Source organism: Streptomyces sp. NBC_01478 (assembly GCF_036227225.1).
Lineage (GTDB): Bacteria > Actinomycetota > Actinomycetes > Streptomycetales > Streptomycetaceae > Streptomyces.
Genome location: NZ_CP109444.1, coordinates 8,598,314 through 8,620,475 on the forward strand (window position 1 = coordinate 8,598,314; position 22,162 = coordinate 8,620,475).

General features: G+C 70.1%; 22 protein-coding genes. 18 read left to right on the top strand and 4 right to left on the bottom strand.

What is annotated here, in order from left to right:
- Positions 1-5 precede the first annotated feature (5 nt).
- The gene (locus tag OG223_RS38880; RefSeq protein WP_329259187.1) at positions 6-821 is read left to right on the top strand and encodes an inositol monophosphatase family protein; all 816 of its coding nucleotides are present in this window, start codon (positions 6-8) and stop codon (positions 819-821) included.
- A gap of 228 nt (positions 822-1,049) precedes the next feature.
- Here OG223_RS38880 and OG223_RS38885 read toward each other — a convergent pair whose 3' ends face one another.
- Positions 1,050-1,223 (bottom strand): hypothetical protein, encoded by a 174-nt coding sequence (locus OG223_RS38885; protein WP_019061061.1) that lies wholly within the window; start codon positions 1,221-1,223, stop codon positions 1,050-1,052.
- Positions 1,224-1,637: 414 nt separating this feature from the next.
- Between OG223_RS38885 and OG223_RS38890 the strand changes: the two genes are divergently transcribed.
- From OG223_RS38890 to OG223_RS38905, 4 genes are all read left to right on the top strand, one after another.
- Entirely contained in the window at positions 1,638-2,291 is a 654-nt protein-coding gene (locus tag OG223_RS38890) for a response regulator transcription factor (protein WP_010983842.1), read from the top strand.
- A 6-nt stretch (positions 2,292-2,297) separates the two neighbouring features.
- Complete coding sequence (locus tag OG223_RS38895; protein ID WP_329259190.1) at positions 2,298-3,530, top strand: sensor histidine kinase; 1,233 nt, start codon at positions 2,298-2,300, stop codon at positions 3,528-3,530.
- 395 nt (positions 3,531-3,925) lie between these two features.
- On the top strand, positions 3,926-4,222 hold the full coding sequence (locus OG223_RS38900) for a DUF4193 domain-containing protein (RefSeq protein WP_005481602.1): 297 nt from the start codon (positions 3,926-3,928) through the stop codon (positions 4,220-4,222).
- Between the two features lie 13 nt (positions 4,223-4,235).
- Positions 4,236-5,153, top strand: a complete 918-nt coding sequence (locus OG223_RS38905; RefSeq protein ID WP_329259192.1) for a hypothetical protein — start codon at positions 4,236-4,238, stop codon at positions 5,151-5,153.
- Between the two features lie 18 nt (positions 5,154-5,171).
- Here the strand turns inward: OG223_RS38905 and OG223_RS38910 are convergent, their stop codons facing one another.
- A complete protein-coding gene (locus OG223_RS38910; protein WP_329259195.1) occupies positions 5,172-5,636 on the bottom strand; it encodes a DUF3093 domain-containing protein in 465 nt (154 codons plus the stop codon).
- 58 nt (positions 5,637-5,694) lie between these two features.
- Here OG223_RS38910 and OG223_RS38915 point away from each other — a divergent pair, with 58 nt between their 5' ends.
- The 8 genes from OG223_RS38915 to OG223_RS38950 all read left to right on the top strand — a co-directional run bounded on the left by OG223_RS38915 (position 5,695) and on the right by OG223_RS38950 (position 13,525).
- Complete coding sequence (locus OG223_RS38915; protein ID WP_329259198.1) at positions 5,695-6,279, top strand: PaaI family thioesterase; 585 nt, start codon at positions 5,695-5,697, stop codon at positions 6,277-6,279.
- Positions 6,276-6,797: a dUTP diphosphatase gene (dut, locus tag OG223_RS38920; protein ID WP_329259200.1), complete on the top strand. Its 522-nt coding sequence runs from the start codon at positions 6,276-6,278 to the stop codon at positions 6,795-6,797. The genes OG223_RS38915 and dut overlap by 4 nt, the downstream gene beginning before the upstream one ends.
- A 1-nt stretch (position 6,798) precedes the next feature.
- Entirely contained in the window at positions 6,799-7,557 is a 759-nt protein-coding gene (locus tag OG223_RS38925) for a DUF3710 domain-containing protein (RefSeq protein WP_329259203.1), read from the top strand.
- A gap of 158 nt (positions 7,558-7,715) precedes the next feature.
- Positions 7,716-8,891, top strand: a complete 1,176-nt coding sequence (locus OG223_RS38930) for an alginate lyase family protein (protein ID WP_329259206.1) — start codon at positions 7,716-7,718, stop codon at positions 8,889-8,891.
- Between the two features lie 153 nt (positions 8,892-9,044).
- Complete coding sequence (locus tag OG223_RS38935; protein ID WP_329259209.1) at positions 9,045-11,615, top strand: sensor histidine kinase; 2,571 nt, start codon at positions 9,045-9,047, stop codon at positions 11,613-11,615.
- Positions 11,612-12,295, top strand: coding sequence for a response regulator (locus OG223_RS38940; protein WP_019061071.1), 684 nt, complete (start codon positions 11,612-11,614; stop codon positions 12,293-12,295). The genes OG223_RS38935 and OG223_RS38940 overlap by 4 nt, the downstream gene beginning before the upstream one ends.
- A 60-nt stretch (positions 12,296-12,355) precedes the next feature.
- A complete protein-coding gene (locus tag OG223_RS38945; protein ID WP_078652621.1) occupies positions 12,356-12,754 on the top strand; it encodes an OB-fold nucleic acid binding domain-containing protein in 399 nt (132 codons plus the stop codon).
- A 3-nt stretch (positions 12,755-12,757) separates the two neighbouring features.
- Positions 12,758-13,525 (top strand): DUF3159 domain-containing protein, encoded by a 768-nt coding sequence (locus OG223_RS38950; RefSeq protein WP_329259212.1) that lies wholly within the window; start codon positions 12,758-12,760, stop codon positions 13,523-13,525.
- A gap of 155 nt (positions 13,526-13,680) precedes the next feature.
- Here OG223_RS38950 and OG223_RS38955 read toward each other — a convergent pair whose 3' ends face one another.
- Together OG223_RS38955 and OG223_RS38960 are read right to left on the bottom strand one after the other, a co-directional pair.
- Positions 13,681-14,358: a potassium channel family protein gene (locus OG223_RS38955; RefSeq protein ID WP_019061074.1), complete on the bottom strand. Its 678-nt coding sequence runs from the start codon at positions 14,356-14,358 to the stop codon at positions 13,681-13,683.
- Positions 14,358-15,029: a potassium channel family protein gene (locus OG223_RS38960; protein WP_329259214.1), complete on the bottom strand. Its 672-nt coding sequence runs from the start codon at positions 15,027-15,029 to the stop codon at positions 14,358-14,360. Before OG223_RS38960 ends, OG223_RS38955 begins: the two co-directional genes overlap by 1 nt.
- A 369-nt stretch (positions 15,030-15,398) precedes the next feature.
- Between OG223_RS38960 and OG223_RS38965 the strand changes: the two genes are divergently transcribed.
- The 5 genes from OG223_RS38965 (at position 15,399) to OG223_RS38985 (ending at position 22,123) form a co-directional block, all read left to right on the top strand.
- On the top strand, positions 15,399-17,450 hold the full coding sequence (locus tag OG223_RS38965; RefSeq protein ID WP_329259217.1) for an APC family permease: 2,052 nt from the start codon (positions 15,399-15,401) through the stop codon (positions 17,448-17,450).
- Between the two features lie 113 nt (positions 17,451-17,563).
- Positions 17,564-18,892 (top strand): class I SAM-dependent RNA methyltransferase, encoded by a 1,329-nt coding sequence (locus OG223_RS38970; protein ID WP_329259220.1) that lies wholly within the window; start codon positions 17,564-17,566, stop codon positions 18,890-18,892.
- A gap of 236 nt (positions 18,893-19,128) precedes the next feature.
- A complete protein-coding gene (locus OG223_RS38975) occupies positions 19,129-19,353 on the top strand; it encodes a hypothetical protein (protein ID WP_443073788.1) in 225 nt (74 codons plus the stop codon).
- Positions 19,353-21,623: a heavy metal translocating P-type ATPase gene (locus tag OG223_RS38980; protein WP_329259225.1), complete on the top strand. Its 2,271-nt coding sequence runs from the start codon at positions 19,353-19,355 to the stop codon at positions 21,621-21,623. Before OG223_RS38975 ends, OG223_RS38980 begins: the two co-directional genes overlap by 1 nt.
- A complete protein-coding gene (locus tag OG223_RS38985; RefSeq protein ID WP_329259228.1) occupies positions 21,620-22,123 on the top strand; it encodes a copper chaperone PCu(A)C in 504 nt (167 codons plus the stop codon). The genes OG223_RS38980 and OG223_RS38985 overlap by 4 nt, the downstream gene beginning before the upstream one ends.
- The last annotated feature ends 39 nt before the right edge of the window (positions 22,124-22,162 follow it).

The window sequence follows — 22,162 nt, forward strand, 5'->3', positions numbered from 1 at the left end:
GCGCCGTGACCGACCCACTGCACCAGGAACTGCTCGCACTCGCCCAGGAGGCCGCCCACAAGGCCGGCGCCCTGCTGCGGGACGGCCGCCCGGCCGACCTCGCGGTCGCCGCCACCAAGTCCAGCCCCATCGACGTCGTCACCGAGATGGACATCGCCGCCGAGAAGCTGATCACCGACCTGATCTCCGAACAGCGCCCGGACGACGGCTTCCTGGGCGAGGAGGGCGCCTCCGTCACCGGCACCAGCGGTGTCCGCTGGGTCATCGACCCGCTCGACGGCACGGTCAACTACCTGTACGGACTGCCCACTTGGTCCGTCTCCATCGCCGCTGAGCTGCACGGTGAGACCGTCGCCGGGGTCGTTGCGGTCCCGATGCGCGGCGAGACGTTCCACGCGGTGCTCGGCGGCGGGGCGTGGGCCACGGGCGCGTGGGAGGGCGAACGCAGGCTCGCGTGCCGGCCCGCGCCGCCCCTGGAGCAGGCGTTGGTCTCGACCGGGTTCAACTACGTCACCGAGGTACGAGTCCATCAGGCCGCCGTGGCCCAGAAGTTGATCCCGCTGCTGCGTGACATCCGGCGGGGCGGATCCGCCGCGGTCGACCTGTGCGACGTGGCCGCGGGCCGGCTGGACGGCTTCTACGAGCGGGGGTTGAACCCGTGGGACCTCGGCGCGGGCGACCTGATCGCCCGTGAGGCGGGCGCCCTGACCGGTGGACGCCCGGGAGAGCGCCCCGCACGCGATCTGGCGATCGCGGGCACCCCGGGCGTCTTCGAGCCCCTCCAACGCCTCCTGGAGGACTTCGGCGCCTGGCACGACTGACGCGCACACAACCACACGACTCACGCGCACAAAACCAACGGCGAAAGCAGAGGCCAACGGCGAGGGCCCACCAAGTTGGTCTGTCCCCACGCGTCGACCGAACCAAAGAAGGTGCGCGCGGGTAACTGACCAACTCCGGCCCAGCTACTCCGAAGGCCAAAGACCGAAAAGCAGCAGGACCCCGGCGCTGGATTCGCCGGGGTCCCGCTGTCCTGCTGTTCGCACTGATCAGACGCTTGTCGCGCCGACCTCCACACCGTGGTCGGCGGCCAGGCGGCGCAGGTCGTCGAGCTCGGCCTGTTCCACCTCGACGAGGAAGTCGTCGCCCTCGTCACGAGCCCGCGTCAGGTCGGTCTCGGTCGCCCTTATGCGCTGCAGAAGTCCTGCGGTGAATGCGTCCATGCTGCGCCCCCTCGTCCTGGGTCGTGGGTCGGGTGGCACGGGGGTGTGCCGTGGGAAGGGGCGATCACGTCTGCGGATGGGGTGCCCAGCGCTGCCCTGGCTGGGCGGCGACGGTGCCGGACACCCACGCCCGCTCTGCGGAAGCGGTTGGACGTACCACAAGGTGGCTTGCCACGTGCAGAGCGTGATCGCGGGGTGTAAAGCCGTCCTCCCCGCGCTCCCTTCCGTGGAAACCTCAACCCACCGAGAAAATCCCGCATTCCCGGGCCTCACACCTGACCTTCATCTCGCGCCGAGCCGCCTTACAGCCGACTTATGGCCGAAAAGGGCAGGATGGAGGTCACACAGCCACGAAGACCCTGCCCGCGTGCGCCCAGACGCGCTACGCGGGTGGACAGAGGAAGGACAAGCGACGTGCGCGTACTCGTCGTCGAGGACGAGCAACTGCTCGCCGATGCGGTGGCCACCGGACTGCGCCGGGAGGCCATGGCCGTCGACGTCGTGTACGACGGTGCGGCCGCCCTGGAGCGCATCGGCGTCAACGACTACGACGTGGTCGTCCTCGACCGCGACCTCCCGCTCGTGCACGGCGACGACGTCTGCCGCAAGATCGTCGAGCTCGGCATGCCCACGCGCGTGCTGATGCTCACCGCGTCCGGCGACGTCAGCGACCGTGTCGAGGGCCTGGAGATCGGCGCCGACGACTATCTGCCCAAGCCCTTCGCGTTCAGCGAGCTGACGGCACGCGTGCGTGCCCTCGGCCGGCGGACGAGCGTGCCGCTGCCGCCCGTCCTGGAGCGCGCCGGCATCAAGCTGGACCCGAACCGCCGCGAGGTGTTCCGTGACGGCAAGGAAGTCCAGCTCGCGCCCAAGGAGTTCGCCGTCCTGGAGGTGCTGCTGCGCAGCGAGGGCGCCGTCGTCTCCGCGGAGCAGCTCCTGGAGAAGGCCTGGGACGAGAACACGGACCCGTTCACCAACGTCGTGCGCGTCACCGTGATGACCTTGCGCCGCAAGCTCGGTGAGCCCCCGGTCATCGTCACCGTCCCCGGTTCCGGATACCGGATCTGATCCGCTGTGGCCACGACCCCCGCGCCTCCCCAGGCGCCCCCGAAGCCCACCTGGGACCCCAGAAGGCCCGAACCGCCGTTCCCCTGGCTGCGTCCCACCATCCGCATAAGGCTCACGCTGCTGTACGGCGGCATGTTCCTGATCGCCGGCATCCTGCTGCTGTCGATCATCTATCTGCTCGCCGCGCAGGCGCTGAACGTCGGCAGCGACCTGCCCTTCAAGATCACCGAGGGCAAGGTCACCAGCACGATCTGCGACCTGCCCTCCAGTGCCACGCCCGACGTGTTCAACAGCGCGATGAGCAACTGCGTCAACGAGCAGCGGCAGCACGCCCTGGACAACCTGCTCAGCCGCTCGCTCCTCACGCTGCTCGGCCTCGCGGTCATCGCTTTCGCCTTCGGGTACGCGATGGCGGGCCGGGTGCTGTCCCCGCTCGGCCGGATCACTCGCACCGCCCGCGCGGTGGCCGGCTCGGACCTGTCCCGCCGGATCGAGCTGGACGGCCCGGACGACGAGCTGAAGGAACTCGCGGACACCTTCGACGAGATGCTGGAGCGGCTGCAGAGGGCCTTCACCGCGCAGCAGCGCTTCGTCGGGAACGCCTCGCACGAGCTGAGGACGCCGCTGGCGATCAACCGCACGCTCCTGGAAGTGCATCTGTCCGATCCCGGCGCCCCCATGGAGCTGCAACAGCTGGGCAAGACGCTGCTGGCCACCAACGAGCGCAGCGAGCAGCTCGTCGAGGGTCTGCTGCTGCTGGCCCGCAGTGACAACCAGATCGTCGAGCGCAAGCCCGTGGACCTCGCCGAGGTCGCCGAGCAGGCCGTCGACCAGGTGAACGGCGAGGCGGCCGCCAAGGGCGTGGTGATCCGCGGCGAGCAGAAACCCGCGGTCGTCCAGGGCAACGGCGTCCTGCTGGAGCGGATCGCCCTGAACCTGGTGCAGAACGCGGTGCGCTACAACGTGCCCGAGGACGGCTGGGTCGAGGTCACCACCGAGGTCCAGCACGGCCAGGCGGTGCTGGTCGTCTCGAACACGGGTCCGGTGGTCCCGGCGTACGAGATCGACAACCTCTTCGAGCCCTTCAGGCGGCTGCGTACGGAGCGGACGGGCAGCGACAAGGGGGTCGGGCTGGGTCTGTCGATCGCGCGGTCCGTGGCGCGGGCGCACGGTGGCCATATCTCGGCCCAGCCGCGTGAGGGGGGTGGACTCGTGATGCGAGTCACCCTGCCCATCTGAGATCATGTCGCCGACACACGAGGATGTTCGCTTTGCGCGGAATTTTCTGGCCGCTTCTCCGGCACCCTCGTGTGTGATCGATCACAAGCGCGATTTTCGGGCCTTCTACTCTCCGTGATCATGCACCCTGTCGGAAAGCCGGGATAATCCGGGTTTTCGGGGGTCTTGATCACGGGAAGTACACGATGAGGTGCCTTTGAAGAGCGGCATGAGGACCGTGTACGGTCCCCTTCGCCATCCAAGCCGATCACTCTTGAGGGGTCCGGTTGGGTGTCGATTGAGTAACAGACCTTGATGTGAGGCAAAATCTCCGCCTCAGGTCGGGCACAAGTCCGGCCTCTCACGCGTTACGTGCGCTGGAGACACCGCAGACACCCAGAGGGGGAGAGCGCGACATGGCAACGGATTACGACACCCCACGCAAGACCGACGACGACGTCGACTCGGACAGCCTTGAAGAGCTCAAGGCGCGTAGGAACGACAAGTCGACTTCCGCAGTGGACGTCGACGAATTCGAGGCGGCCGAGGGCCTCGAACTGCCCGGAGCGGACCTCTCGAACGAAGAGCTGGCCGTCCGGGTGCTGCCCAAGCAGCAGGACGAGTTCACTTGCATGAGCTGCTTCCTGGTGCACCACCGCAGCCAACTGGCCCGCGAGAAGAACGGCCAGCCGATCTGCCGCGACTGCGACTGAGGAGGGGTCGGCCGTGACTGGCTCGACCCCACCCTGGAAGCGCCGCTCCCCCCGGTCGGGAGCGGACGAAGGGCCGACAGACGGTCCTCATGGCGCGCGTGACGACGAGCGGGGCTCATCCGAACAGGGATCAGCCTCGCTCGAACCGGCGGCCGACCGGGCTGACCTCCCGGTGCCCGCCGACGTTCACCCAGCCGCCCCCGTCGCCAAACGACGGGCGGCGGTGATCCGGGACAAGGCCAAGGAAGGCGTCCGTAAGGGCGGCAGCCGGGCCAGGGCCGGTCTGGCGTACCTCGCCGACCGGATCATCGACATCGCCCCGCGGATCCCCGTACGGGACCTCGAGGCGCTTCGGCGACAGTTCCCGGGCCTCGCCCCCGAACAGCTCGCCGACAAACTGGTGGCGGGCGCGGCGAACGCGACGTCGACGGTCGGCGCGGGCATCGGTGCCGCGGCGATGCTGCCGGTGCCGCCCGCGATGCCCACCGAACTGGCCGCCGAGATCACCGGCGTCGCCGCGATCGAGCTGAAGCTGATCGCCGAGCTCTACGAGGTCTACGGCGTCCGTCCGCCCGGCGACCTCCGGCAGCGCAGTGTCGCGTATCTGAACTCCTGGTCCGGGGAGCGCGGCATCGACGTGACCAAGCCGTCGACCATGAGCGCCGCGCTGAACGGCCACATGAAGCGCGAACTGCGCCAGCAGATCATGAAACGCATGGTCCGCGACCTGCCGAACCTGATGCCCTTCATGGTCGGCGCGGCCGTCGGAGCGGTCATGAACCGCCGGGACACCAGGAAACTCGCCGAGCGCATCCGCAAGGACCTGCGCAAGGCCCAGGTCCCGTGGGACGCGCTGCCCGAACTACCGCCCCTGGAGACCCCGCCGGACCCGCTCCGGATGGGTGAGATCCCGAAGGAACTCGGTCGCTGAAAGGGGCCTAAAAGGGTCCTAGACGGCTGCCGCGCGGGCAGTCTTCAGGGCCTCCGCCAGCCGCTCCGGCTCGCGGGTCGACAGATACAGGTACGGCGTCGGGTCGTCCGGGTCGGTGACCTCGACGCGCAGTGCCCGCGGGATGTAGGAGCGCAGCAGCAGGAAGGCACGGGTGTCGGCCTTGTAGGTGCGCCAGGCGCGGGCCTCCTCCGGGTCCAGGATCTCCGCCTCGCCCAGGGCCGTCACCGGGATCTTCGCCTCGCCCGCGATCAGTTGGTCGCCCACGATCCGGATGCGCAGCGAGCCGTAGGCGCTGGCCATGACGGACGCTGCCGCGGTGCCGCCGACCAGGCCGCCGAGCAGCGGCAGGGTGCCGAAGGGCAGCAGGATCAGGGCGAAGGAGACGCCCACCAGGAACGAGATGAACCACCACGAACGGGGGGCGGTGAGGCGCTCGTCGTAGGGGGAGGCGGAAAGCTGCATGGAACCAAGCTTGGCACGGTGTCGGGAACCTTCCGACGCGCGGGTAAGGTCTGCGGCTGTGAGTGGTACTTCTCCAGCTCTTAAGCCTCCGTCCGACGCCGTGAAACCGGTGCGGCACCCTGACGCGCCCGCGCCGGGCGAGCTGCTCGGTGCGCACTACGAACAGTGTTTCGGATGTGGCGGCGACCAGCCGCACGGGCTGCACCTGGAGGCGCGGGCCGGTGAGGGCGTGACCATCACCGCCGAGTTCACCGTGCGGGCCGCCCACCAGGGCGCCCCCGGCCTCGCGCACGGCGGAGTGCTCGCCAGCGCGCTGGACGAGACCCTCGGCTCGCTGAACTGGCTGCTGCGGACGATCGCGGTGACCGGCCGGCTGGAGACCGACTTCGTGCGGCCGGTACCCGTGGACACCGTGCTGTACCTGGAGGCCGAGGTGACGGCCGTGGCCGGGCGGAAGATCTACTCGACCGCCACCGGACGCATCGGTGCTCCCGACGGGCCCGTCGCCGTGCGCGCCGACGCCCTCTTCATCGAGGTGAAGGTCGACCACTTCATCGACAACGGCCGCCCGCAGGAGATCCGGGCCGCCATGGACGACCCGGACCAGGTCCGGCGTACCCGTGCCTTCGAGGTGAACCCGTGAGCAGTGGCCGTAGTCCCCTGGACGTACTGATCCGGCGCGTCGACCCCGACGTACCGCTTCCGTCGTACGAGCACCCCGGTGACGCGGGAGCCGATCTGCGGACCACCGAGAGCCGGGAACTGAAACCGGGGGAACGGGCCGTACTGCCCACGGGGGTGTCTATCGCGCTCCCCGAGGGGTACGCGGCCTTCGTGCACCCTCGTTCGGGGCTCGCCGCCCGCTGCGGTGTCGCCCTCGTGAATGCCCCAGGGACGGTTGATGCCGGGTACCGTGGGGAGATCAAGGTGATCGTGGTGAATCTCGACCCGTACGAGTCGGTACGGTTCGAGCGCTTCGACCGGATCGCCCAACTGGTCGTCCAGCAGGTCGAGAGGGTCCGCTTCCAGGAGGTCGCGGAGCTTCCCGAATCGGCGCGGGCCGAGGGGGGCTTCGGGTCCACCGGCGGTCACGCCGCCGTGGGCGGCACCACGGGTGGGAATCGATACGCTTCGGTCGTATCCGACCGGGAAGGACAGTGACGTGTTCGGACGTCGCAAGAAGGGCACTGCCGCCGAGGACGCGGCGAGCGAGGCCGAGCAGGTCGTCGACGACGTCGACACTGGGGCGGACGAAGCAGCGGTCGAGCGCGTGAAGCTCGAACCGGAGCCCCGCCCCGACGGACCCTGGGACGACTCGGAGATCGGCGACCCCGCCGAGGGCCGGGTGGACCTGGGCGGTCTGTTCGTGCCGGGAGTCGACGGCATGGAGCTGCGGGTCGAGGTCGCGGGTGACGCGATCGTCGCCGCCACCGTGGTCCTCAAGGACAGTGCCATCCAGTTGCAGGCCTTCGCCGCTCCCAAGCGCGAGGGCATCTGGGGTGAGGTCCGCGAGGAGATCGCCAGCGGCATCACCCAGCAGGGCGGCATCGTCGACGAGGTCGAGGGGCCGTTGGGCTGGGAGCTGCGCGCGCAGGTCCCGGTGCAGTTGCCGGACGGCACGGGCGGTTTCCAGGTCGTGCGGTTCGTCGGTGTGGACGGTTCGCGCTGGTTCCTGCGCGGGGTGATCTCCGGGCAGGGCGCGGTGCAGCCGCAGGCGGCCGGTCTGCTGGAGCAGATCTTCCGGGACACGGTCGTCGTGCGCGGCGAGGGCCCGATGGCGCCCCGCGACCCGATCGTCCTGAAGCTGCCGAACGACGCCCAGATGGTTCCCGAGGGCGTCCAGCAGGAGGAGGCGGGTTCCCGCTTCTCCGGCGGCATGGGCCAGTTGCAGCGCGGACCGGAGATCACCGAGGTCCGCTAGACAGAACAGGCAGACACGAAAGGGCCCTACCCCTCCCCGGGGTACGGCCCTTCGTCGTGCGCGCACTCTTGACGGCCCATTGGTCTGTACCTATGGTCTCGGCTCAACGCCCGAGTTCATCAGGGTGCTCCTTGTTCACATACGAGAACGGAGTCACCGTGCGCCGCGCTGCCCTGCTCTCCGTCGTCACCGCGCTGGTCCTGGGCTTCTTCGCCCAGCCCGGCACCACCGCCCAGGCCGCCCCCGCCACCTTCGTCCATCCCGGAGTCGATGTCTCCAGGAGCCAGTTGGACTTCGCCCGCACCGAGGTCCTCGCCGGCGCCCAGCCCTGGAAGGGCGCCTACGACCAGATGATGGCCAGCTCCTACGCCGGCCTGACCCGGACCCCGAAGCCCAGAGCCGTCGTCGAGTGCGGCTCGTACTCCAACCCCAACTACGGCTGCACCGACGAGCGCGAGGACGCGATCGCGGCCTACACCGACGCGCTCGCCTGGTACATCACCAAGGACGCGCGCTACGCCCAGAAGGCCATCGAGATCATGGACGCCTGGTCGGCCACGATCACCAGCCACACCAACAGCAACGCGCCCCTGCAGACCGGCTGGGCCGGCTCCTCCTGGCCCAAGGCCGCCGAGATCATCAAGTACACGTACACCGGGACGTGGACCAACTCGGCCCGCTTCGCGACCATGCTGCGCAACGTCTACCTGCCCGAGATCATCAACGGCTCCAATTCCAACGGGAACTGGGAGCTGACGATGATGGACGCCGCCGTCGGCATCTCCGTCTTCCTGGAGGACAAGACGTCGTACGACAAGGCCATGGCGCTCTTCCGGACGCGCACGGCCGCGTACATCTACCTCGCCTCGGACGGTTCCGTACCGAAGACCGTGCCGAGCCAGAACCTCAACACCACGGCGAAGATCGTCAGTTACTGGCAGGGCCAGTCGACCTTCGTCACCGGGCTCACCCAGGAGACGTGCCGCGACTTCACGCACACCGGGTACGGCCTCTCCTCGATCTCGCACGTCGCCGAGACCAGCCGGATCCAGGGCACGGACCTGTACGGCACCGACGTGGGCGAGCGGCTGCGGCAGGCGCTCGGGTTCCAGGCCAAGTACCAGCTCGGGACGGCCGTGCCGAGCTGGCTGTGCGGCGGGTCGCTGACCCTCGGGCTCGGGCCCGTCACCGAGGTCGGCTACAACGCCCTGCACAACCGTCTGGGCATCGCCATGACCAACACCCAGACGCTCACCCTCAACAACCGCCCGGCCGGCAGCAACAACCTCTTCGTGGCGTGGGAGACCCTCACGCACGGCGACAACCCCAACTGAACAGCGCCCTGACCCTGATGCCCGTACGGTGCCGTACGGGCATCAGGGATGCGTCAAAGACGTCCCGTACCGCGCCCGCCACCCCATTTGTCGGACTTATTGGCCGTAAAGTCGACGCTGCGTACAGAGCTGTGACGGGAAGACAATGGGGCCATGGGACGCGGCAAGCTTCGGATCTACCTCGGTGCGGCACCGGGCGTCGGCAAGACGTACGCCATGCTGTCCGAGGCCCACCGCAGGGTGGAGCGGGGCACCGACTGCGTGGTCGCCTTCGTGGAGCACCACGACAGGGCCCGCACCGAGGTGATGCTGCACGGCCTGGAGCAGGTCCCGCGCGTGGAGCTGGCCTACCGGGGGACCGTCTTCACCGAGATGGACGTCGACGCGGTGCTGCGCCGCGCCCCCGCCGTCGCCCTGGTGGACGAACTCGCCCACACCAACATCCCGGGCTCCCGCAACACCAAGCGCTGGCAGGACATCGAGGAGCTGCTCGCGGCCGGCATCGACGTGGTGTCGACCGTCAACATCCAGCACCTTGAGTCCCTGGGTGACGTGGTCGAGTCGATCACCGGGGTCCGGCAGCAGGAGACCGTGCCCGACGAGGTCGTCCGCCGGGCCGACCAGATCGAGCTCGTCGACATGTCGCCACAGGCGCTACGGCGCCGCATGGCGCACGGCAACATCTACAAGCCCGACAAGGTCGACGCGGCCCTCTCGAACTACTTCCGGCCCGGAAACCTCACCGCCCTGCGGGAGTTGGCGCTGCTGTGGGTGGCCGACCGGGTCGACGAGTACCTCCAGGAGTACCGCAGCGAACATCAGGTCTCGGCGATCTGGGGTTCCCGCGAGCGGATCGTCGTCGGGCTGACCGGCGGTCCCGAAGGACGGACGCTGATACGACGGGCCGCGCGGCTCGCCGAGAAGGGGGCCGGCGGTGAGGTACTGGCCGTCTACATCTCCCGCAGCGACGGCCTGACCTCGGCCTCCCCGAAGGAACTCGCCCTCCAGCGCACGCTCGCCGAGGACCTCGGCGGCACCTTCCACCACGTCGTCGGCGACGACATCCCGGCCGCGCTGCTCGACTTCGCACGCGGGGTGAACGCCACGCAGATCGTCCTCGGCTCCTCGCGGCGCAAGACCTGGCAGTACGTCTTCGGGCCGGGGGTGGGTGCCACGGTCGCCCGTGAGTCCGGCCCCGACCTGGACGTCCACATCGTCACCCACGAGGAGGTCGCCAAGGGGCGCGGGCTGCCCGTGTCCCGGGGCGCGCGGCTCGGGCGGGCCCGGATCGTCTCGGGGTGGCTGGTCGGCGTGGTCGGGCCGGTGGGGCTCGCGTTCCTCCTGAACGCCATCCACCTCGGCCTCGCCAACGACATGCTGCTGTTCCTGTCCCTGACGGTGGCGGCGGCGCTGCTCGGCGGGCTGCTGCCGGCGCTGGTCTCGGCGGCCCTCGGCTCGTTCCTGCTGAACTACTACTACACACCCCCGCTGCACCGGCTGACCATCGCCGACCCCAAGAACATCGTCGCCATCGCGATCTTCGTCGGTGTCGCCGTGTCCGTGGCCTCGGTCGTGGACCTGGCCGCGCGACGCACCCAGCAGGCCGCCAGACTGCGCGCCGAGTCCGAGATCCTGTCCTTCCTCGCGGGCAGCGTGCTGCGCGGCGAGACCAGCCTCGAAGCGCTCCTGGAACGGGTCCGGGAGACCTTCGGCATGGAGTCCGTGGCGCTGCTGGAGCGCCAGAGCGACGTGGACCCCTGGACCTGCGCGGGCCGGGTGGGCGTGGGAGTGCCGCTGGAGCGGCCCGAGGACGGCGACGTGGACATGCCGGTCGGCGACCACATGGCCCTCGCGCTGACCGGCCGGGTGCTGCCCGCCTCCGACCGCCGGGTGCTGGCCGCCTTCGCCGCCCAGGCCGCCGTCGTACTGGACCGCAGGCGCCTGCGCGAGGAGGCCGACCAGGCCCGCGCGCTCGCCGAGGGCAACCGCATCCGTACGGCCCTGCTGGCGGCCGTGAGCCACGATCTGCGGACCCCGCTGGCCGGCATCAAGGCGGCCGTCTCCTCCCTGCGCTCCGACGACGTGGCGTGGTCCGAGGAGGACCAGGCCGAGCTGCTGGAGGGCATCGAGGACGGCGCCGACCGGCTCGACCACCTCGTGGGCAACCTGCTCGACATGTCCCGCCTCCAGACCGGCACGGTCACGCCGATCATCCGCGAGATCGACCTCGACGAGGTGGTCCCGATGGCGCTGGGCGGGGTGCCGGAAGGCAGCGCCGAACTCGACATCCCGGAGACGCTGCCCATGGTGGCCGTCGACCCCGGGCTCCTGGAGCGGGCGGTGGCCAACCTGGTCGAGAACGCGGTCAAGTACAGCCCGCCCGGCGAAACCGTCCTGGTGTCCGCCAGCGCCATCGCCGACCGCGTCGAGGTACGGGTGGTCGACCGCGGCCCGGGCGTCCCCGACGCGGCCAAGGACCGCATCTTCGAGCCCTTCCAGCGCTACGGCGACGCCCCGCGCGGCGCCGGAGTGGGGCTCGGCCTCGCCGTGGCGCGCGGCTTCACCGAGGCGATGGCCGGCACCCTGAACGCCGAGGACACGCCCGGCGGAGGCCTCACCATGGTCCTCACCCTGCGGGCGGCGAAAGGCGTCGTAGAGGACGTGTATGACGTGCGTGACGTGCGTGATGTGAAAGACGTGCAACCGGAAAGGCAGGCCTCATGACCAGGGTCCTCGTGGTCGAGGATGAGCCGCAGATCGTGCGGGCCCTCGTGATCAACCTCAAGGCGCGGAAGTACGAGGTCGACGCGGCCGCCGACGGCAAGACCGCCCTCGACCTCGCCGCCTCCCGTCACCCCGACGTGGTCGTGCTCGACCTGGGGCTGCCCGACATGGACGGCGTCGAGGTGATCCGGGGGCTGCGCGGCTGGACCCGGGTGCCGATCCTGGTGCTGTCCGCGCGGCACTCCTCCGACGAGAAGGTCGAGGCACTGGACGCGGGTGCGGACGACTACGTCACCAAGCCCTTCGGCATGGACGAGCTGCTGGCCCGGCTGCGGGCCGCCGTGCGCCGGGCCGAGCCCACCGGGGGCGGCGAGGACGACGTCCTGGTCGAGACCGAGGAGTTCACCGTCGACCTGGCCGCCAAGAAGGTGCAGCGGGACGGGCGGGACGTACGGCTGACCCCCACGGAGTGGCATCTGCTGGAGGTGCTCGTGCGCAACACCGGGCGGCTGGTCAGCCAGAAGCAGCTCCTCCAGGAGGTGTGGGGGCCGTCGTACGGGACCGAGACGAACTACCTCCGCGTGTACATGGCGCAGCTTCGGCGCAAGCTGGAGACGGACCCCGCGCATCCGAAGCACTTCATCACGGAACCGGGTATGGGATACCGGTTCGAGCGCTAGGCGCATCGACCGCGCGGCCGCGGGTACGTGGCTGTCGGTGGACCCCGGTACGCTTCAGATATGAGCGCTGTTCCTCGTTCCGAAAAGCCGGCGGGCCGGTTCCGGCGCATGCTCGACCGGCTCTCCACCTCGCAGGAGGACCTGGAGTCGGAGGAGTTGCGTGAGGACGCCGAGACCGAGGGCTGTGTCCGGATCGGCGACTGCCACGACCGGCAGATCGTGACGGTTACTGGTACCTTGCGCACGGTCACGCTGCGCCCCCGGGCCGGTGTTCCGGCCCTGGAGGCCGAGCTGTTCGACGGCTCCGCCGCCCTGGACGTGGTGTGGCTCGGCAGGCGCTCCATCGTGGGGATAGAACCGGGGCGCAAGCTGATCGCGTCCGGCCGGATCTCGATGAGCAGGGGCCGCCGGGTGCTCTTCAACCCGAAATACGAACTGAAACCCCTCGGACGGGAGTAGCCGGTGACGTCGCTCGACAAGCCGACCGCGGACACCGTGGACGCCGAAGACAGCGAGCAGGATGTCCGGGCGGTGACCGAGGCGGCCCTCTTCGAGGCGTTCGGCGGGCTGCGCGGCATGATCGAAACGGTCCTGCCCGGCCTCCTCTTCGTCAGCATCTTCACCATCAACAAGAACCTGCACTGGTCGGCGATCGCCGCGCTGGCGCTGGCGCTGGCGCTGGTCGTGGTCCGTCTGGTGAGCCGGGACACCGTCAAGCACGCCTTCAGCGGTGTCTTCGGCGTCGCCTTCGGTGTCGTCTTCGCGATGATGACCGGCAACGCCAAGAACTTCTATCTCCCGGGCATGCTCTACACGTTGGGGCTCGCGCTCGCGTACATCATCACGACGCTCGCGGGCGTACCGCTGATCGGCCTGATCCTCGGCCCGGTCTTCAAGGAGAACCTCTCCTGGCGGACCCGCAACCCCGGCCGCAAGAAGGCCTACGCGAAGGCCAGTTGGGCCTGGGGCCTGATCCTGCTCGCCAAGTGCGCGATCCTTTTCCCGCTCTACTGGTGGGCCAACACCGCCCAACTCGGCTGGGTCCTGGTCGCGTTGAAGATCCCGCCCTTCCTCCTCGCCGTCTGGCTCACCTGGGTCTTCCTCGCGAAGGCGCCCGCGCCGATCGACGTGTTCGCGGAGATGGAGGCGGAGGAGCAGGCCGAGAAGGAACGGAAGGCTGCCGCCGAGGCCTCCGGCGAGGTCGGTGCGCGACACCGGCGTGATGGGTGACCGTTCGTCGCGGTGTGCGTCCCCTGGGGGCTCTGCCCCCAGACCCCCGGGACCTATGCCCACCCACCACCTGTTTACCGCCAGTTGAGAAGTGAACGTTGAAAGGGCGCCCTGAGATCTCAGGGCGCCCTTCCTCGTCGTAGACGTACAACCGATCAGCTCGCCGCGTCCTCCCGGCGTACCGACAGCAGATCCTCCAACTGCTCCTCGCGTGCCTGAGCCGCCACGAACAGCAGCTCGTCGCCCGCCTCGAGGGAGTCCTCGCGGGACGGGGTCAGCACACGGGTGCCGCGGATGATCGTGACCAGGGACGTGTCCTCGGGCCACTCCACGTCGCCGACCTGGGTGCCCGCGAGGGCGGACTCCTCGGGGAGGGTCAGCTCCACGAGGTTGGCGTCGCCGTGACTGAAGCGGAGCAGGCGGACGAGGTCGCCGACCGACACCGCCTCCTCGACCAGGGCCGACATCAGACGGGGGGTGGAGACGGCCACGTCGACGCCCCAGGACTCGTTGAAGAGCCATTCGTTCTTGGGGTTGTTGACGCGGGCGACGACGCGCGGGACGCCGTACTCCGTCTTCGCGAGGAGGGAGACGACGAGGTTGACCTTGTCGTCGCCCGTCGCGGCGATCACGACGTTGCAGCGCTGGAGCGCCGCCTCGTCCAGGGACGTGATCTCGCAGGCGTCGGCCAGCAGCCACTCCGCCTGGGGGACCCGCTCGACCGAGATCGCGGTCGGGGCCTTGTCGATGAGAAGGATCTCGTGACCGTTCTCCAACAGCTCACCGGCGATCGAACGTCCGACCGCGCCGGCTCCGGCAATGGCGACCCTCATCAGTGACCGCCCTCCTCTTCGGGACCCTTGGCGAACGCCGCCTCGACCTTGTCGACCTCGTCCGTCCGCATCATCACGTGCACGAGGTCGCCCTCCTGCAACACGGTCTGCGAAGAGGGCAGCATCGCCTCGCCGAGACGGGTGAGGAACGCCACGCGGACGCCCGTCTCCTCCTGCAGCTTGCTGATCCGCTGGCCGACCCAGGCCGCCGAGGCGTGCACCTCGGCGAGTTGGACACCGCCGGTGGGGTCCCGCCACAGCGGCTCCGCGCCCGAGGGCAGCAGCCGGCGCAGCATCTGGTCGGCGGTCCAGCGGACCGTGGCGACGGTGGGGATGCCCAGGCGCTGGTAGACCTCGGCACGGCGGGGGTCGTAGATACGGGCCGCGACGTTCTCGACGCCGAACATCTCGCGGGCCACCCGCGCGGAGATGATGTTCGAGTTGTCACCGCTGGAGACGGCCGCGAACGCGCCCGCCTCCTCGATGCCCGCTTCGCGCAGCGTGTCCTGGTCGAAGCCGACCCCGGTGACCCGGCGGCCGCCGAATCCCGGGCCCAGCCGACGGAAGGCGGTGGGGTCCCGGTCGATCACGGCGACCGTGTGCCCCTGTTGCTCCAGGGTCTGGGCGAGAGCGGAACCCACTCTGCCGCAGCCCATGATGACGATGTGCACGACCGTCCTTCCGGTGTCCTGAAATCAATGCTCAGCCCCATCAGGGTCTCAGACCGAGGCCAAAGTACACACGTCCGGTCCTTTGGGGGCACCCCTGTGCGTCAGCGGCGGCCGATGCTGCGCACGCTGGCCAGGGTCAGGATTCCGAGGCCGACGAGGGTGGCCAGGGCGCCGATCAGCTCTGCGGTCGAGGGCATGGAACCTCCAGGGGGCGGCGCGAGCGGGGTTTTGTCATATAGACACGAGGTCGGCGCTCTCGACGGAATCCGCGACTCCGCTCGTCCCTTATTTCACTCGTGAGGCAGATGACAGGGCTCAGGCAGGTGGCGAGTAGAGGATCGCCTGTTCGAAGGCCTACGATCCTCTGTTGTGTCCAAACTGACCGACGTGCCCAAGCGCATCCTCATCGGGCGCGCACTGCGCAGCGACCGGTTGGGCGAAACGCTCCTGCCGAAACGCATCGCACTCCCCGTCTTCGCTTCCGACCCGCTGTCCTCCGTGGCCTACGCGCCCGGCGAGGTGCTGCTGGTCCTCTCCATCGCGGGCGTGTCGGCGTACCACTTCAGCCCCTGGATCGCGGTCGCGGTCGTGGTGCTGATGTTCACCGTGGTCGCCTCCTACCGGCAGAACGTCCACGCCTACCCCAGCGGCGGCGGCGACTACGAGGTGGCCACCACCAACCTCGGCCCCAAGGCCGGCCTCACCGTCGCCAGCGCCCTGCTCGTCGACTACGTCCTCACCGTCGCCGTCTCGATCGCCTCCGGCATCGAGAACCTCGGTTCCGCGGTCCCGTTCGTGGTCGAGCACAAGGTGAGCTGCGCGGTCGCCGTCGTGGTGCTCCTCACGCTGATGAACCTGCGCGGGGTGAAGGAGTCCGGCTCGCTGTTCGCGATCCCGACGTACGTCTTCGTCGCGGGCGTCTTCGTGATGATCGCGTGGGGTGCCTTCCGCGGACTCGTCCTCGGCGACACCATGCGCGCGCCGACCGCCGACTACCACATCAAGGCCGAGCACCAGGGCCTCGCGGGCTTCGCGCTCGTCTTCCTGATGCTGCGCGCCTTCTCCTCCGGCTGCGCCGCGCTTACCGGCGTCGAGGCGATCTCCAACGGCGTCCCGGCCTTCCGCAAGCCCAAGTCGAAGAACGCGGCGACCACGCTCGCGGCGATGGGCATCCTGGCCGTGACAATGTTCTGCGGGATCATCGCGCTGGCCATGACGACCAAGGTCCGCATGGCCGAGAACCCGGCCACCGACCTGCTGCACAACGGCGTCGCGATCGGCTCCGGCTATGTCCAGAACCCGGTGATCTCCCAGGTCGCCGAGGCCGTGTTCGGCAAGGGCAGCTTCCTGTTCGTCGTGCTCGCCGCGGCCACCGCGCTGGTCCTGTTCCTCGCCGCGAACACCGCCTACAACGGCTTCCCCCTGCTCGGCTCGATCCTCGCCCAGGACCGCTACCTCCCGCGCCAACTGCACACCCGCGGCGACCGCCTGGCCTTCTCCAACGGCATCGTGCTGCTCGCCGGCACGGCCACCCTGCTGATCGCGATCTACGGCGCCGACTCGACCCGCCTGATCCAGCTCTACATCGTGGGCGTGTTCGTCTCCTTCACCCTCAGCCAGACCGGCATGGTCCGGCACTGGAACCGCCACCTCGCCACCGAGAAGGACCAGGCCAAGCGCCGTCACATGGTCCGCTCGCGCGCGATCAACACCTTCGGCGCGTTCTTCACCGGCCTGGTGCTGGTCGTCGTCCTGGTCACGAAGTTCACGCACGGCGCCTGGGTGGCGCTGCTCGGCATGTGCATCTTCTACGCCACGATGACCGCGATCCGTAAGCACTACGACCGGGTCGCCGAGGAGATCGCCGCCCCCGAGGGCCCCAGCGACGACAGCATCCGGCCGTCCCGCGTCCACTCCGTGGTCCTCATCTCCAAGATCCACCGCCCGGCTCTACGGGCCCTGGCCTACGCCAAGTTGATGCGCTCGGACACCCTGGAGGCGCTCAGCGTCAACGTGGACCCGGCCGAGATCAAGGCGCTGCGCGAGGAGTGGGAGCGGCGCGGGATCGACGTACCGCTGAAGGTGCTGGACTCGCCGTACCGGGAGATCACGCGGCCGATCATCGAGTACGTGAAGAGCCTGCGGAAGGAGTCGCCGCGGGACGCGGTGTCCGTGATCATCCCCGAGTACGTGGTCGGCCACTGGTACGAGCACCTGCTGCACAACCAGAGCGCGCTGAGGTTGAAGGGCCGGCTGCTGTTCACGCCGGGTGTGATGGTGACGTCGGTGCCGTACCAGCTCGAGTCCTCCGAGGCGGCGAAGAACCGGGCGCGGAAGCGGTCGGAGTGGAGCGCTCCGGGTGCGGTGCGGCGGGGGCCGGCGGAGGAGCGGCACCGGGAGTCCTCGGACACCAAGGGCTGAGCGCCGACGGGTTTGGACGGCTCGCTTCGTGGTGAGCGGTTGGACAGGGCCCACGTAGACTGGTGGGCTGTTGTCCGGCCGTTCCCCCTTTGACGTTGTGGAGTCACCCCGCCATGCAGGCAGAACCGAAGAAATCGCTGGTGGGGGAGGAGTACGAGGTCGAGGTGGGCCCCGTCGCCCATGGCGGGCACTGCATCGCCCGTACGGCCGAGGGCCAGGTGCTGTTCGTCCGGCACACGCTGCCCGGTGAGCGCGTGGTCGCGCGGGTCACCGACGGCGAGGAGGGCGCGCGGTTCCTGCGGGCCGACGCGGTGACGATCCTGGAGGAGTCCAAGGACCGGGTCGAGGCGCCCTGCCCGTACGCCGGTCCCGGCCGCTGCGGCGGCTGCGACTGGCAGCACGCCAAGCCCGGCGCCCAGCGCCGGCTCAAGGGCGAGGTCATCGCCGAGCAGTTGCAGCGGCTCGCCGGGCTCACGCCCGAGGAGGCCGGCTGGGACGGCACGGTGATGCCGGCCGAGGGCGACAAGCTGCCCGCGGGACAGGTCCCGCAGTGGCGCACGCGCGTGCAGTACGCGGTGGACGTGGACGGCAACGCCGGTCTGCGCAAGCACCGTTCGCACGAGGTCGAGCCCATCGAGCACTGCATGATCGCGGCGCCGGGCGTCAGCGAGCTGGGCATCGAGGAGCGCGACTGGTCCGGCATGGCCTCGGTCGACGCGATCGCGGCGACGGGTTCCCAGGACCGCATGGTCATCCTGGAGCCCCGTCCCGGCGCCCGCCTGCCCCTGGTCGAACTCGAACGCCCCGTCTCGGTCATGCGCGTCGAGGAGCACGACGGCGGCATCCACCGCGTCCACGGCCGCGCGTTCGTCCGCGAGCGCGCCGACGGCCGTACGTACCGCGTCGGCAGCGGCGGCTTCTGGCAGGTCCACCCGATGGCCGCCGACACCCTCGTCAAGGCGGTCATGCAGGGCCTGCTCCCGCGCAAGGGCGACATGGCCCTCGACCTGTACTGCGGCGTCGGCCTCTTCGCGGGCGCCCTCGCCGACCGCCTCGGCGACAAGGGCGCGGTCCTCGGCATCGAGTCCGGCAAGCGCGCGGTCGAGGACGCGCGGCACAATCTCGCCGGGTTCGAGCGGGTGCGGGTCGAACAGGGGAAGGTCGAGAGCGTGCTCCCGCGCACCGGCATCTCCGAGGTCGACCTGATCGTCCTCGACCCGCCGCGCTCGGGGGCCGGCAAGAAGACCGTGGAGCATCTGTCGTCGCTGGGGGCGCGGAAGATCGCGTATGTGGCGTGCGATCCGGCAGCGTTGGCCCGGGACTTGGGGTACTTCCGGGACGGGGGGTATCGGGTGCGGACGCTGCGGGCGTTCGATCTTTTCCCGATGACTCACCACGTGGAGTGCGTGGCGATTCTGGAGCCGGTGGCCAAGGCGTCCTGACCCGTCGGATCCCGGATCCCGGATCCCGGATCCCGGATCCCGGATCCCGGATCCCGGGTCGCGTGACCGGGGCCACAAATCCGTGCCGGAACTCGGGACCTCTCCTGTCCGACTCCTGAAGTGGTGCGGCTCGATCCCAGGCAATCCGCCGCGTGCCGTACGACGCGAAGTGGAGACCGGTGATGGACGAGTCCCGACAATCCTCCTCAGGCGCCGGTGCGGTGCTCCGGAGACTGGTGCCCCCTCCCGCCCTGTGCGGCTTCCTTCTGCTGCTGACGGCGATGTTCGGCATCTCGTACGCCGTCGGGTCCGGCGTCGGACCCGTCGCGCCCGGCATGCACGGCACCAGCGGCACGGGTGGCACCGGCGGCGGCGTCGGCATCACCGGCGGGACCGGTGACACCGGAGACAGTGGCACCGGCGGCATGGGCGGCATGGACATGCACGGCGGAGGCAACTGATGGGCGCCGACTCGGTGGCCGTTCTCGTGACGACCGATCTGGCCGTCGGCGGTATGACCTGCGCGGCCTGTGTGAAGCGGGTCGAGAAGAAGCTCGGCAAGCTGGACGGGGTCACGGCGACCGTCAATCTGGCCACCGGGCGGGCCAGGGTGAGCCATCCGCCGGAGATCGGCGCCGCGGAACTCGTCGCGGCGGTGGAGCAGGCCGGCTATACGGCGGCCCTTCCCGCGCCGCCGAAGGAGCGGCGGCGTGCCGACGGGGATCAGGAACACGACGAGTCCGAGCGGGCGCGGCAGGAACGTGACCGGCTGCTGTACACGGCGCTGCTCGCGGTTCCCGTCCTGGTGCTGTCGATGGTGCCCGGCCTCCAGTTCCGCAACTGGCAGTGGCTGTGCTTCGCGCTGGCCGCGCCGGTCGCCGTATGGGGTGCGTGGCCCTTCCACGTGCGGGCGGTGCGCGGGCTGCGGCACTCGGCGGCGACCATGGACGCGCTGGTGTCCCTCGGCGTCGTGGCGTCCTTCGGCTGGTCGGCCTACGCGCTCTTCCTCGGCGGCGCCGGTGATCCCGGGATGCGGATGCCGTTCAGTCTGGTGCCCGCCGCCTCGGACGGTGTCGCGCACATCTATCTCGAAGCGGCCGTCGGCGTACCGCTGTTCGTGCTGGCCGGCCGTTTCCTGGAGGCACGGGCCCGGCGCGGTACCGGGGCGGCGCTGCGCTCGCTCGCCCGGCTCGCGGCCAAGGATGTGTCGGTGCGTGAGGGGGATGCCGAACGGCTTGTGCCCATCGAGGAGTTGACGGTGGGTCAGGTCTTCGTCGTGCGGCCCGGTGAGCGGGTCGCCACCGACGGGCAGGTGGCGGAGGGCAGTTCGGCCGTGGACCTGTCCCTGGTCACCGGCGAGAGCGAGCCGGTCGAGGTCGGGCCGGGCTCGGCCGTCGTCGGCGGTGCCGTCAACTCCGGTGGGCTGCTGCTGGTGCGGGCCACCGCCATCGGCGCGGACACCCAACTCGCCCGCATCGCGCGCCTGGTGACCGAGGCACAGACCGGGAAGGCGAAGGCGCAGCGGCTGGCCGACTCGGTCGCCGGGGTCTTCGTACCGGTCGTGCTGGCCCTGGCCTTCACGACGCTCGGCTTCTGGCTCGGTGCCGGGGCCGAACCGCAGGCCGCGCTCACCGCGTGCGTGGCCGTGCTCGTCGTGGCCTGCCCGTGTGCGCTGGGTCTGGCCACCCCGACCGCGCTGATGGCCGCGACCGGCCGGGGTGCCCAACTGGGCGTCCTCGTCAGCGGTCCGCAGGCACTGGAAGGGCTCCGGCATCTCGACACCGTCGTCCTCGACAAGACCGGCACGCTCACCTCGGGGCACATGACCGTCGCCCGCGTCACGGCCGTACCGGACGGGCTGGGGAAGGACGCGGTGCTGCGGCTGGCCGGCGCGGTCGAGCGGGGCTCGGAGCATCCGCTGGGCCGGGCGATCGTCGCGTACTCCCAACGCGCCCTGACCGAAGGGGTGTTGCCGGACGTGAGCGAGTTCAGCGCCCTGCCGGGGAAGGGCGTGCGAGGCCGCGTCGAGGGGCGGCTGGTCGAAGTCCTGGCCCTGGAGGGCGAGTTGCCCGGCGCCCTCATGGACGCCCTGCCCGCGGCGGAGGCCGCCGCGCACACCCCGGTACTGGTACGGGTGGACGGGGTGACCGAGGCGCTGATCGAGATCGGTGACGTCGTACGCCCCGGAAGCCACCGCGCCGTCGAGCAGTTGCGACGCCTCGGTGTACGGCCCGTGCTCGCCACCGGCGACCGGGAGGCACCCGCGGCGGCCGTCGCGTCGGCGCTGGGCATCGACGAGACGCACGCCCGCTGCTCGCCCGAGGACAAGGCCGATCTCGTACGGGAGTTGCAGGAGCGGGGCCACCGGGTGGCCGTCATCGGCGACGGTGTGAACGACGCCGCCGCACTCGCCCTCGCCGACCTCGGCATCGCCATGGGCACCGGCACCGACGTGGCCATCGGGGCCGCCGACGTGACCCTCGTCCGCGGCGACATCGAAGCCCTCGCGGACGCCGTACGGCTGGCCCGGCGCACCCTGGCCACCATCCGCACCAATCTCGTGTGGGCCTTCGGCTACAACGTCGTGACCGTGCCGCTCGCCATGGTCGGTTTGCTCAACCCCATGCTCGCCGCCGCGGCCATGTCGGTCAGCTCGGTGCTGGTCGTCGCCAACAGCCTGCGGCTGCGCGCCTGGCAGCCGACGAATGCCGCCGGGAGGCGTACCCGATGAACGGACCGCACCCCTGGCGCCCGACCCGCCGCCGGCTCACCGACACCCTGTTCGCCGCGGTCGCGCCCGTCGCCGTGTGCGGCCTCGCCCTGGCCGGACTGACGGCCTGGGCCGGCGCCGGGAAGGCGGGCAGCCCGGCCCGGATCGCCGTCTCGAACAGCCGGGTCTACCTGCCGAACGGCTCCGGCGCCGACACCGCCGCGTTCTTCGACGTCTCCAACCTCGGCGGCGCGGACGACCGTCTGGTCGGCGTGACGTCCTCCGCCACCGGCGGGGAGATCACCCTCGGCCGCCGTCGCACGGGCGGCTACCGGGCCGACGTGGCGTCCGTCGTCGTATCGGCGGGCCGTGAACTGTCCATGTCCCCGGACGGCCTGGACGTGACCCTTCGGGCGCCGGCGGGTTGGCGGGCGGGCGACCTCGTGCCGTTCACGCTGCACTTCGCACACAGCGGGGCGGTCAGGACGATCGCGGTGGTGGTCCGGCGGCCCGAACAGTGACAGCTTCTTCGCGATCGCGAAGGGGATGCGTGGTGCGGG

Excerpts from the sequence above, each read along its gene's own strand:
- OG223_RS38910 (WP_329259195.1), bottom strand. The coding sequence starts at position 5,636 with ATGCAGCTTTCCGCCTCCCCCTACGACGAGCGCCTCACCGCCCCCCGT.
- OG223_RS38955 (WP_019061074.1), bottom strand. The coding sequence starts at position 14,358 with ATGAGGGTCGCCATTGCCGGAGCCGGCGCGGTCGGACGTTCGATCGCC.
- OG223_RS38980 (WP_329259225.1), top strand. The coding sequence starts at position 19,353 with ATGGGCGCCGACTCGGTGGCCGTTCTCGTGACGACCGATCTGGCCGTC.
- OG223_RS38885 (WP_019061061.1), bottom strand. The coding sequence starts at position 1,223 with ATGGACGCATTCACCGCAGGACTTCTGCAGCGCATAAGGGCGACCGAG.
- OG223_RS38945 (WP_078652621.1), top strand. The coding sequence starts at position 12,356 with ATGAGCGCTGTTCCTCGTTCCGAAAAGCCGGCGGGCCGGTTCCGGCGC.
- OG223_RS38940 (WP_019061071.1), top strand. The coding sequence starts at position 11,612 with ATGACCAGGGTCCTCGTGGTCGAGGATGAGCCGCAGATCGTGCGGGCC.
- OG223_RS38970 (WP_329259220.1), top strand. The coding sequence starts at position 17,564 with ATGCAGGCAGAACCGAAGAAATCGCTGGTGGGGGAGGAGTACGAGGTC.
- OG223_RS38985 (WP_329259228.1), top strand. The coding sequence starts at position 21,620 with ATGAACGGACCGCACCCCTGGCGCCCGACCCGCCGCCGGCTCACCGAC.
- OG223_RS38900 (WP_005481602.1), top strand. The coding sequence starts at position 3,926 with ATGGCAACGGATTACGACACCCCACGCAAGACCGACGACGACGTCGAC.
- OG223_RS38935 (WP_329259209.1), top strand. The coding sequence starts at position 9,045 with ATGGGACGCGGCAAGCTTCGGATCTACCTCGGTGCGGCACCGGGCGTC.